8 protein-coding genes are annotated in these 11216 nt (G+C 46.4%); 3 read left to right on the top strand and 5 right to left on the bottom strand.

Going from position 1 to position 11216, the window contains the following annotated elements; all coding sequences use genetic code 11:
• Together L4C42_RS15005 and L4C42_RS15000 are read right to left on the bottom strand one after the other, a co-directional pair.
• Positions 1-189: transposase domain-containing protein (locus L4C42_RS15005; RefSeq protein ID WP_429761053.1), on the bottom strand; the 189-nt coding region annotated here is incomplete at its 3' end.
• A gap of 136 nt (positions 190-325) precedes the next feature.
• On the bottom strand, positions 326-2671 hold the full coding sequence (locus L4C42_RS15000) for a PilZ domain-containing protein (RefSeq protein WP_418641985.1): 2346 nt from the start codon (positions 2669-2671) through the stop codon (positions 326-328).
• A 255-nt stretch (positions 2672-2926) separates the two neighbouring features.
• Here L4C42_RS15000 and radA point away from each other — a divergent pair, with 255 nt between their 5' ends.
• Positions 2927-4306, top strand: a complete 1380-nt coding sequence (gene radA / locus L4C42_RS14995) for a DNA repair protein RadA (RefSeq protein ID WP_338165214.1) — start codon at positions 2927-2929, stop codon at positions 4304-4306.
• Positions 4307-4598: 292 nt separating this feature from the next.
• Positions 4599-6680, top strand: coding sequence for an elongation factor G (gene fusA, locus L4C42_RS14990; protein WP_418641986.1), 2082 nt, complete (start codon positions 4599-4601; stop codon positions 6678-6680).
• Positions 6681-6749: 69 nt separating this feature from the next.
• Here the strand turns inward: fusA and L4C42_RS14985 are convergent, their stop codons facing one another.
• On the bottom strand, positions 6750-7697 hold the full coding sequence (locus L4C42_RS14985; protein ID WP_353496948.1) for a LysR substrate-binding domain-containing protein: 948 nt from the start codon (positions 7695-7697) through the stop codon (positions 6750-6752).
• Positions 7698-7788: 91 nt separating this feature from the next.
• Here L4C42_RS14985 and L4C42_RS14980 point away from each other — a divergent pair, with 91 nt between their 5' ends.
• Positions 7789-7998, top strand: coding sequence for a DUF1127 domain-containing protein (locus L4C42_RS14980; protein ID WP_353496947.1), 210 nt, complete (start codon positions 7789-7791; stop codon positions 7996-7998).
• A 42-nt stretch (positions 7999-8040) separates the two neighbouring features.
• Here the strand turns inward: L4C42_RS14980 and L4C42_RS14975 are convergent, their stop codons facing one another.
• Positions 8041-9729 (bottom strand): AMP-binding protein, encoded by a 1689-nt coding sequence (locus tag L4C42_RS14975; protein ID WP_353496946.1) that lies wholly within the window; start codon positions 9727-9729, stop codon positions 8041-8043.
• 224 nt (positions 9730-9953) lie between these two features.
• Complete coding sequence (locus tag L4C42_RS14970) at positions 9954-11087, bottom strand: HD domain-containing phosphohydrolase (RefSeq protein ID WP_429761050.1); 1134 nt, start codon at positions 11085-11087, stop codon at positions 9954-9956.
• Between the last annotated feature and the right edge of the window lie 129 nt (positions 11088-11216).

Genomic DNA, 11216 nt, shown 5'->3' with positions numbered 1-11216 from the left:
GCGATACAGAGACATCCCAACAACACTCCAAACCATCATTTCCATTGGTAACCTTCGTCTGCGAATAGTCGTAATTCCTGTATCTTCCAAACACTGGGAAATGAGTTCTGGAGAAAGCAGATCAGATAAACCCGAAAGTTGCTCTGCAGAGAATTGATGAACTTGGTTAAGAGCCTGTCTTAAAAACATAAAAAAAATCCGAGTGCATTGAATACACTCGGATTTTGACACTTTGAATGGATCGTTCAACCGATCATTTAGTTGTTAACTGATCGGCATTACCCTAGCAGGGGCCGTTTTTCGTAAGCGGTTCAAGGCTTCGCGGTTAGCTATTCATCTCTAGGCGAATCAACACTTCTTCTGTGATATCTACCAATTCGCAATAGCCAATAATGGCGGTCATTTCATTTTCAAGATTTCGCGCATGACTGAGGCTTAACGACAATAGTTCATTGATGTCTTTTTTCATTAGTGTGGTCAAGGCATCATACACTGGGCCTGAAGTAACCCGGAGGATATAGAGCTCCCCCATATTGAGCGCATCTTTAATAAAGTTGATGCGTTGTTGGGTTGATTCAAATTCATCGCGTACTTTGGTGTGAATCGATTGGATCCTATCCCCAAGCTTGAGCACACCTATGTACAGTTCGAATGCGACAGGCTTAGCTCCCGGCTTTCGCTTGAGAGGCTCAGCTAATAGCGAATTGCTGCGGCCTTTGAAGATAGGTTCGAGCGCAAGCTTTTGCTCGTGACCGATACGCTCAAAAAACTGTAAGTAACCAGGAAGTGGGAAGTTAACCCCAACCGAGCGACATTTGACAGATGTGCCGCGTTTATCGACGTAAACGGGTGTCGAGACCATCTTTCCAAGCAGTACATTATGCAGGGCTTCAAGTAGTGATGAGCTTGGCAAGATCTCTTGCTGAGCCACCAATTTGTCCTGATTGCTCTCGATAATACCGCGGAAAAACGCAATGGTCTTGACGGTTTTACCTGACTCGACAATTTTAAGGTGAATGGTCTTCCTATCTGCAGATAAACGAACGATTTCGTAGGGCACCTGGTTAAGTGGAATACGTTGGTTGTAGCGCTTTAGCTCTAGATAGTCGATGGAGACAAGAGAGCCCGAAGGTATGTTAAGCGGCTCGGTGAGCTGAATGCTGGCGCCATGTTTGGATAAGTCGACCGTGGCGCCTGCTATAGTGGTGCCGTCCGGTGTTGTCGTCACCAGTGGGGAGCGAAACTGATATCTGGGCTCCTTGCGACGAGATTTTGCATCAAAATACAGGCCACGCGGCTGCGATTTGACGTTTCTCGGGTGCCTAAACCGGTTCAAAGAACTGGCTGGTAGACGCGGCTTTTCGGTAAACAGATAGTCACTGGCCGACTTGTCGTCACTGATCTCTTGCAAAATACCAAAGTGGGTCAGTTTTTCATCGTGCCCAACCAGTTCGCCGTAATGTTTTGAAATAGTCAGCATGTCGTCGGTGGAAAGTTCAAACACCGATAGACGGAATGCGCGCCAGCTAGCGCGTCGTCCACCCACGTGCCAGAACAGTTGTCGCTCTTGGCGCTCGGCTTCTGGCATCATCATTGAGTAAAACAGCTTCATGCCGTTGTGCTCATGGGTAAAGGTATAAAGAACGTTGCTACAACCTTTGATTCCGGCCTTTACCAACATCTCCATACGTTCAGTGGAGAATAATGAGGCCAGTGATTGCTGGTTACGCTCGTCATTCCAATAACGCCAGATGTCTTGGTTGTTTTCGGTAAGCAAGGCGACCTTAAGATCATTGCCGCTGAAAAACAGCGGTAGATTACAAGCATGCTTAAGATAGGTGTGTTCAAAACCGCGGGTACGGGCACGAGTAATGCGATCTTGGTTGTCATGGCGAACTTTTTTGGACTCAGTATTGAGCATGTTATTAACTACAAGCTCAACCGCGTTAGTGCGAGTTAGTCTTAGAGTTCGCAAGTATTTCACAGGTGAGACGCCATGCAGCCCATCGACGCCTAGAACGCGATACTCGATCGGCTTGGTGATTTCTTTAAGCTGACTGGTTTCGGCAAGCTCATCGAAACTCACACTAATGATCTGGCCTAAATCGTAGTCAAAGGTGCCTGGGACTTTGAATTTGGCACCGGAACTCGATAGGTCGACACTGAGGCCAATGATGGTTTCACCATTTTCTAGTGTTATGGAGACTTGCGATTCCACTTTTAAACGGCATTCTTTGCGTTTTAGGTCATACCCTAAGTTAATTGGGCTGGCAGCATATGGGCTTTGTGGATCGGTGAGATCGCCGCGGTGGGCGTTGCGCTGCTCATCACCAAGGTTACTAAGGGTTTTTTTATCGACCAAAAGCTCCCACACCCCCTCTGTATAACCGCCGTATTTCCGGGTTAGGTGATGGTAGGAGTTAAATGCACGATCGTCGAGCCAGTGAGACAGTCCGTCTAATTGATATTCGTGGCAGTTCGTTGATACGCGACCACGTAAGTCTATACGCTTGTGACACGGTGCCATAAGACGGTTGAGCTCCATTTTTACCAACAACTTGGTAGAAGGAGATTCACCTTCGGTGACTTGATTCAGCACTAGTTCGAAGTCTTCTGCGTGATAGGCTGATATCAAGCGCTCTGCGATGGAAAGTATTTCTGTTTGCTGCATGAGTTTTGTTAAAGTGTCCCTGTGATGATGGATTTCATCAAAATAAGTACAGCGTAATGCCCTATATCGGCTACCATGCCGAAAACCTTAACGGTATGTACAAGAAAGATAAGTTATTCTTGCACCTTATTCTTTGTGTATTGTCATAACTTGACAATACTTTGAGCGTTTGGATGCTCAAAACTAATAGATTAATCAATAATTAATGCAACCCAGTGCATTTATAGCACCAGAGTAAGTAGGTTAGTTCAAAATATGGCAAAAGCGAAAAGAGCTTATGTGTGTAATGATTGTGGCGCAGATTTCCCACGCTGGCAGGGGCAATGTAATGCTTGTGGCAGTTGGAATACGATCAGTGAGGTGCGTTTAGCAGCATCTCCGCAAGTCGCGCGCAACGAGCGACTAACGGGCTATGCTGGTGGTGCAAACGAATCGACAATTCAAACACTGTCTGAGATTGACCTGCAAGAGGTGCCACGTTTTACCAGCGGCTTCAAAGAGCTAGATAGAGTGTTAGGTGGCGGCGTGGTTCCAGGCGCAGCGATTCTGATTGGTGGTAACCCTGGTGCGGGTAAGTCGACACTCCTATTGCAAGCGATGTGTTGGTTATCCTCACAGATGCCGACGCTTTATGTTACTGGCGAAGAGTCGCTTCAGCAGGTAGCGATGCGAGCTTCTCGTTTAGGGCTGCCTAAAGAGCATCTTAAAATGTTGTCTGAAACCAATGTCGATCGTATTTGCCAAATCGCTGAAAAAGAACAGCCAAAGTTGATGGTTATCGACTCGATTCAAGTTATGCATGTGGCTGATGTTCAGTCATCTCCTGGTAGCGTGGCTCAAGTTCGCGAATCGGCGACGGCATTAACTCGTTATGCAAAACAAAACAATGTGGCGATTTTCATTGTTGGCCACGTAACTAAAGATGGTACGTTAGCTGGCCCTAAAGTGCTCGAGCACATTATTGACTGTTCCGTACTTCTCGATGGGGGCACCGATAGCCGATTTAGAACACTTCGCAGCCACAAGAACCGATTTGGCGCGGTGAATGAGCTGGGAGTGTTCGCAATGACAGGGCAGGGCTTAAAAGAAGTCAGTAACCCGTCGGCTATCTTCCTGTCTCGTGGTGAAGAAGAAACCTCGGGCAGTTCGGTGATGGTTGTTTGGGAGGGGACTCGCCCGCTGCTTGTTGAGATCCAAGCGCTGGTGGATTATAGCCAACTGGCGAACCCGCGCCGAGTGGCTGTTGGTCTTGAGCAAAACCGTTTGTCGTTGTTACTAGCGGTACTGCACAAGCACGGAGGGCTTCAAATGGCGGATCAAGATGTATTCGTCAATGTAGTGGGTGGTGTGAAGGTTACAGAAACCAGCGCTGACCTTGCTTTAGTTATGGCACTGCTTTCCAGTTTCCGTGACCGTCCATTGCCAAAAGATGTGGTTGTGTTTGGTGAAGTGGGTCTTGCGGGTGAAATTCGTCCGGTACCCAGTGGCCAGGAGCGTTTAATGGAAGCGTTTAAACACGGCTTTAAAAAAGCGATTGTTCCAGCGGCGAACATGCCAAAAGGCGGCATTGAAGGCATGCAGATACACGGCGTGAAGAAGCTTTCAGAAGCGATTTCAGCATTTGATGAACTTTAATGGTGGTTTTTGCTTGAATTCAGGTAGAATACCGCCAACGAAAGTATGATTTTGCGAAATGACATCGAAAAATCACCAAGAGCAGCTAAAATTAACTGCGATCTGGTAACAACTCCCAAACCCGTTGAAGCTTGATGACGTAAGCCTTGAGAGACCATTTCTCCCAAGGTAGCGTGTTATCGAGTCGGGTTCGGATAACTTTTTTTTAATACACATGCACGCAGAGGTATCGGTCTTTACAGATTGTGATATACTCTGCGCGCAATTTATACCTTATAAACAGAGTAAGACAATGGCAGATTTATCAAAGTACAGAAACATTGGTATTTTCGCGCACGTTGATGCGGGTAAAACTACCACCACTGAGCGTATCCTTAAGCTTACTGGTAAAATCCACAAAACTGGTGAAGTACACGACGGTGAGTCTACAACTGACTTCATGGAGCAGGAAGCTGAGCGTGGTATCACAATCCAGTCTGCTGCGGTAACTTGTGAGTGGAACGGCCACCGCCTAAACGTTATCGATACTCCGGGACACGTTGACTTTACAGTTGAAGTATATCGTTCACTTAAAGTACTAGACGGCGGTATCGGTGTATTCTGTGGTTCTGGTGGTGTTGAGCCTCAGTCAGAGACAAACTGGCGCTATGCTAACGAATCAGAAGTATCTCGTCTGATCTTCGTTAACAAACTAGACCGTATGGGTGCAGACTTCTTTAACGTTGTTGACCAAGTTAAGAACGTTCTAGGTGCTAACCCACTAGTAATGACTCTGCCTATCGGTCGTGAAGACGATTTCGTTGGTGTTGTAGACGTACTAAACCGTAAAGCTTACGTTTGGGATGATTCTGGTCTTCCAGAAAACTACGAAGTTCAAGACGTTCCAGCTGATATGGTTGACGATCTAGAAGCTTACCGTGAAGAGCTAGTTGAGACTGCTGTAGAGCAAGACGACGACCTAATGGAAGCTTACATGGAAGGTGAAGAGCCTTCTATCGAAGACCTTAAGCGTTGTATCCGTAAAGGTACTCGTGACCTAGCGTTCTTCCCAACATTCTGTGGTTCTGCATTTAAGAACAAAGGTGTTCAGCTAATCCTTGACGCTGTTGTAGATTACCTACCAGCTCCAACTGAAGTTGACCCACAACCTCTAACAGATCCAGACACTGGTGAAGCGACTGGTGAAGTTGCTACAGTATCTGTAGATGAGCCACTACGCGCACTAGCATTCAAAATCATGGACGACCGTTTCGGTGCTCTTACGTTCATCCGTATTTACTCAGGCCGCTTGAAGAAGGGTGACACTATCCTTAACTCTGCGACTGGTAAAACAGAGCGTATCGGTCGTATGTGTGAGATGCAGGCTGACGAGCGTAACGAACTTACTGAAGCACAAGCTGGTGACATCATCGCTGTTGTTGGTATGAAGAACGTTCAAACTGGTCACACTCTATGTGATCCTAAGCACGAATGTACTCTAGAAGCTATGATCTTCCCAGAACCAGTAATTTCTATTGCTGTATCTCCAAAAGACAAAGGTTCTACTGAGAAAATGGGTATTGCGATCGGTAAAATGGTTGCAGAAGATCCATCTTTCCAAGTTGAGACTGATGAAGATTCAGGTGAAACTATCCTTAAAGGTATGGGTGAACTTCACCTAGATATCAAGGTAGACATCCTTAAGCGTACTTACGGCGTTGAGCTAGAAGTAGGTGCACCACAGGTAGCTTACCGTGAAACTATCACTCAACCAGTTGAAGATAGCTACACGCACAAGAAGCAATCTGGTGGTTCTGGTCAGTTCGCGAAAATCGACTACCGTATCAAACCAGGCGAAGCGAACTCTGGCTTCACGTTCTCTTCTTCAGTTGTTGGTGGTAACGTTCCTAAGGAATTCTGGCCAGCAGTTGAGAAAGGCTTCGCGAGCATGATGGACAACGGTGTTCTAGCTGGCTTCCCTACGCTAGACGTAGAAGTTGAGCTATTCGACGGTTCATTCCACGCAGTTGACTCTTCGGCAATCGCTTACGAAATCGCAGCGAAAGGTGCATTCCGTCAGTCTATGCCAAAAGCTGGTGCACAGCTTCTTGAGCCAATCATGCACGTTGACGTGTTCACTCCAGAAGATCACGTTGGTGACGTAATCGGTGACCTTAACCGTCGTCGTGGTATGATCAAAGACCAGCAAGCTGGTACTACTGGTGTTCGTATTAAAGCTAACGTTCCTCTATCAGAAATGTTTGGCTACATCGGTCACCTACGTACTATCACTTCAGGTCGTGGTCAGTTCTCTATGGAGTTCGAACACTACGCACCATGTCCAGCAAACGTTGCTGAAGAAGTTATCGCTAAAGCGAAAGAAGACAACAAGTAATTGGTCTTTAACTTCAGATAGTAAAAACCCGCCATTCGGCGGGTTTTTTTATAGCCTAATTATTAGGTTCTACAGAGAGCTTGGTCTTAGAACGTAGTCGGTATCGATGATGGTGAGGTGCGACATATCACAGCGCTTAAACTCATCCACTTCTTTGCTTAGCCAAGACAAAAAAGTTTGGATTTTAGGGCGATTGAAATGATTTACCGGTGCACATACGTAGTAGGCGAATCGAGGCTTTAATGCGAAATCGCCAATACGAACTAATGTCCCTTCTTTAATGTATCGATAAGCCAGGCTGTGTTTAATCAATCCGACACCTTGCACAGACAGTGCCCCCTCTACCACAAAGTGCGCCCCATTATACTGGAGCGTTCGCGTGCCGATAGGCGCGCCGACATGATTGAGCCATAAACTCCAATCCATATCAGGCCATGTATCTTCAATTAAGTCGGCTTTATGCAGATCATGGATAGTGTGGATTCCATATTGCTGCTGATACAGGGGATGGCAAACGGGATAGATAATATCCTCCATCAAAAGTCGGCTCTCTACATCAGGGTAATGCCCCTCACCATAGCGAATACAGATATCCACTGAATCGTCTTTGAAAGTAACCAGTTTGTTGTTTGGTTCGAGAAGCAGACTAAGTTCTGAATGCTGCTCACGAAAGCTCTGAATTCTAGGCACCAACCAATGCTGCGCAAAAGAGGGAAGGGTGGAGATTGAAAGCCGATTGGGCTCTGCGTCGTTATGAATGCTCTGAACGCCGCGCAGGATATGTTCAAACCCCTGACTCAACTCCTTAAAGAGCGAGTGCCCTTCAGCAGTGAGCATGACTTTTCTGTGCTGTCGATAAAACAGTTCGCAACCAAGCAGCTCTTCTAACTGCCGTATCTGCTGGCTAATCGCCGCTGCCGAGACATAAAGCGTTGCTGCCGCATCTTTAAAGCTGCCAAGCTTGGCTGCTTGATAGAAATAATACAGCCCTTGTAGTGGAGGGAGTTTTTCTTTCACTTAAGTTTTCCTTAACTCAATGACAGGATAGATCGTTTGTCAGTTTTCTCTGTGTGCACAAAAATTATACGAAAAGACGGAGGGAAAACAAATGGACAGAACAATTACGAAGCTCGAATGTACAGAGCTGGAAAACGATGGATTTCAACTGAGAAAGAATATCTTAACTGTACTTAGCGTTTGGTATCGAAATTACAGAACTCGAAAAGCACTTGCAGAGATGTCAGACCGATTGCTTGATGATGTCGGCATTAGCCCCTATGAGGCGAAACAAGAAAGTCATAGACCTTTCTGGAAATAAAATAGGCGACCTTGAGGTCGCCTATTCTTGATTAAAGAGTAGTTACTCTTCCCACACCACCAACTGACCTTTAGGCCAGTTTTGACCCACTTCGTGGTATTTCTGCTCGAGAAGATGACGTTTAATTTTCAAGGTAGGGGTTAGCAAGCCATTTTCAATGCTCCATGGCTCCTTAACCATCAACACACCTTTGATTTGAGCATGGGACTCTAACTCTTGGTTCATACGCTTGATGACGCGCTCTGCGGTTCGTGCGTAGCGCTCACGGTCAAAGTTAGGGAAGTCGTGAGGCACGACCAATAAGATAGGCGCTGGCAGGCCTAGTCCGATCAGACACATCATCTCGACACGACTGTATTCTGCGAGCTTGTTCTCAATCGGTACAGGAGCAACGAACTTACCTTTTGCTGTTTTAAAAGTGTCTTTCTTACGGCCGCGAATGGTTAAATAGCCTTCGCTATCGATAACACCAATATCACCGGTATGCAGCCAACCGTCGCTGTCAAAAGACTCCTGAGTGGCAATGTCATTTTTGTAGTAGCCGGAGAACATACCCTGACTGCGCACCATGATCTCGTCATCGTCGGCAATTTTCAGCTCAATCCCTGGCCCTCCATTACCCACGCTACCAATTTTGTCGGCTCTGAATGGATGATTAATCGTGCTGTAGGCGAACGATTCGGTCATCCCCCAAGCTTCAGTAATGTTAAGGCCGACACTGTGATACCACTCAAGTAGAGCTGGCGATACTGGCGCTGATCCGCAGCCCAACACACGAGCTTGGTCTAAGCCTAGGCCATCGGCGAGCTTCTTCTTAATAAGTGAATTTACAAATGGGATCTTCAGTAAGATGTTGAGCTTTTTCTGTGGCAGCTTGTCTTGGATTCGCTGTTGGAACAAGTTCCACAATCGTGGTACTGAGATAAACAGCGTTGGGCGCTGCATCTTCACATCTTCGATAAAGGTATCGAGAGATTCTGGGAAAGCTGTTGGTACGCCACCGATGACCGACGAGCCGAAGATGTAGACACGTTCTGTAATGTGTGCCAGTGGTAGGTATGAGAATAAGCGGTCGTTGGGCTCAATTCCTATGTGGTCAATCAACCTTTGTACTGACCAGTTGAATGCGCCATAAGTCAGCATCGCCCCTTTTGGAAGACCAGATGTACCAGAGGTATAAACCAAAGACATCAGTTTGTCGTCATAGTGCACTGGACGCTCTTCACTTGGCTGATGATCGGCTACAAGCTGAGTAAAGCTGTGTTGGCAGCTCGGCGCTGTATCGTAAGGCAGTGAAACGGTGATAAGCGAATCCAGTCCACTGATGACTTCACTGGTTGCCGTTGGGTCATCAAGCTTACCGGCAATAAGCGCTTTACTCTCACTGTGTGTTAAGCAGTACTCAATAGTGTCAGGGCCGGCCGTTGGGAAAATAGGTACGCTGACATAATCGCCAAGCATCATAGCTAAATCACAGATGAACCATTCAGCACAGTTTTTCGATATCAGTGCGACTTTATCACCCGGCTGCACCCCAAGTGATCGTAGTGCGCTGACGAGTCTCAGCGCTTTATCAGCAACATCGGCATAAGTAAATTCTACGAACTCACGATTGATGATCTGTTTGAGGTAAACCTCATTCGGTTTTTCATGCGCCCACTTTAGGATCATTTCATTGGGCGGCGGTAGCGTACAGCTAGAAGTAGTCGTTTCGTTATTAGGCTGTATCATTCTTGAACTCCGTTTGCGTGTAGAACGATAGATTTTATAGTTGTAGTTATGTTAATTGATTGTTAACAATACAATACTAGTCACTGTGATTAGGGACTGCAAGAAGGGAGTGACTGATAAATGAGGCCTTTAGCACATAATTTGAGTAAAAACTCAGATCTGTTTACGAGGAGTCACTTCAACATCGAGCGCAAGCTATGAGATCACTTGCGCTTACATGAGCGTTAAACTCTTGGTACGTGAACCGACTGCATCACAAGCCTGACAGCGTCTTGCTGGGCTCGAAGTGCTTGTACACAATTACCATCAAGCTTGCCCATGGCCACCATTTTTTCGAGCTCAAGCAGGGCGTGAGTCAATGACCAAGATTCGCTGTAATAGCGATGACTTGTTAGAGCATCAAAAATGTTAGCAACAGTAACAATGCGAGCTGACACTGGTATGTCAGCGTGGCGCAAACCAAGTGGGGCGCCACTGCCATCTAAATATTCATGATGATATTGAATGATGTCACGTAGCAATTGCACACAGGTGTGTTGCTGCTCATGGATTTGTCGTGCCAAATCATTAACTAGATTTAAACCGTGTTGGATTTGAGCGGTCAGTTGTAAGTGATTCCCCCAATCTTCAAGCCATAGACTTTGCGAAGAGGTGCCAAGCGCTGAGTATTTTCCAATATCATGCAACTGAGCAAACTGCACGATATGATCCAAAGTTTCATCATCCAACTGATAAAGCTGCGCAAGCTCGGTGCCGATAATATGAGCAAACTGACCAACCCGGTAGGCGTGATCTAAGCTCTCATCTTGGTGCTCAAAGTTGGTGCGTCTCACTACATGACCCAAGTCTGTCATCGCGTTGACGCAGCGACGTTGATGAGTAATCACTTCGAGCAGTGGTGCTGAGTGGGCGACGAGTTCTTCTCGGGTCGCGGAGTCAAAGTAGTGCGGTTGAGTGGCATCGTAGAACAGCATGCCAAGAAATTGGCCATCATCGAAAATAGGTTGCGTTAACGATGATTGATAGCCTTGTTCGAGCAACCAATGTGAATGTCTACTAGCACTGGTTACGGTTGATAGGATGTCATTGAGCACCCGCGCTTGTTGGCGAGTAATGCTTTTACCAAGAGAGGACTGACTGTTGATTGGCGCACTGTAATGAAGTAGTGGGCTGCCAAGTTCTGTGCTGTGCGCAAAAGTCTTCAGTGTGCCTCGCACATCGTCGTAACTGGCAAAAGCCAGTCGTACAATTTCAGGAGCTTGATGAGAGATTTTGCGATGGGTGTGTTTAATCGCTTCACCAATAGTATCGGCATTTGAGCTCGTATGCAGAGATTGACCTAGTTTTGTGCTATCCATAACTCACCTCCTGAATATCACCCTTTGTCATGGAGGCATATCGAGTGGTGTGTACTCTGATGGAGCATGCATGTCTTAGGTGAATTGAGTCATTAATTGTCTTTTATTACCATTAACCCTTTTATTGCT

The sequence above is a fragment of the Vibrio wakamikoensis genome (genome assembly GCF_050337275.1).
In the GTDB taxonomy this organism is placed as follows: domain Bacteria; phylum Pseudomonadota; class Gammaproteobacteria; order Enterobacterales; family Vibrionaceae; genus Vibrio; species Vibrio chaetopteri.
Note: the sequence above shows the minus strand (reverse complement) of the source record. Positions and strands in the feature narration are given on the sequence as shown.

What these genes read in the sequence shown, in the direction of transcription:
- L4C42_RS15000 (WP_418641985.1), bottom strand. Translation starts at nt 2,671, where the DNA reads ATGCAGCAAACAGAAATACTTTCCATCGCAGAGCGCTTGATATCAGCC.
- radA (WP_338165214.1), top strand. Translation starts at nt 2,927, where the DNA reads ATGGCAAAAGCGAAAAGAGCTTATGTGTGTAATGATTGTGGCGCAGAT.
- fusA (WP_418641986.1), top strand. Translation starts at nt 4,599, where the DNA reads ATGGCAGATTTATCAAAGTACAGAAACATTGGTATTTTCGCGCACGTT.
- L4C42_RS14980 (WP_353496947.1), top strand. Translation starts at nt 7,789, where the DNA reads ATGGACAGAACAATTACGAAGCTCGAATGTACAGAGCTGGAAAACGAT.
- L4C42_RS14975 (WP_353496946.1), bottom strand. Translation starts at nt 9,729, where the DNA reads ATGATACAGCCTAATAACGAAACGACTACTTCTAGCTGTACGCTACCG.
- L4C42_RS14970 (WP_429761050.1), bottom strand. Translation starts at nt 11,087, where the DNA reads ATGGATAGCACAAAACTAGGTCAATCTCTGCATACGAGCTCAAATGCC.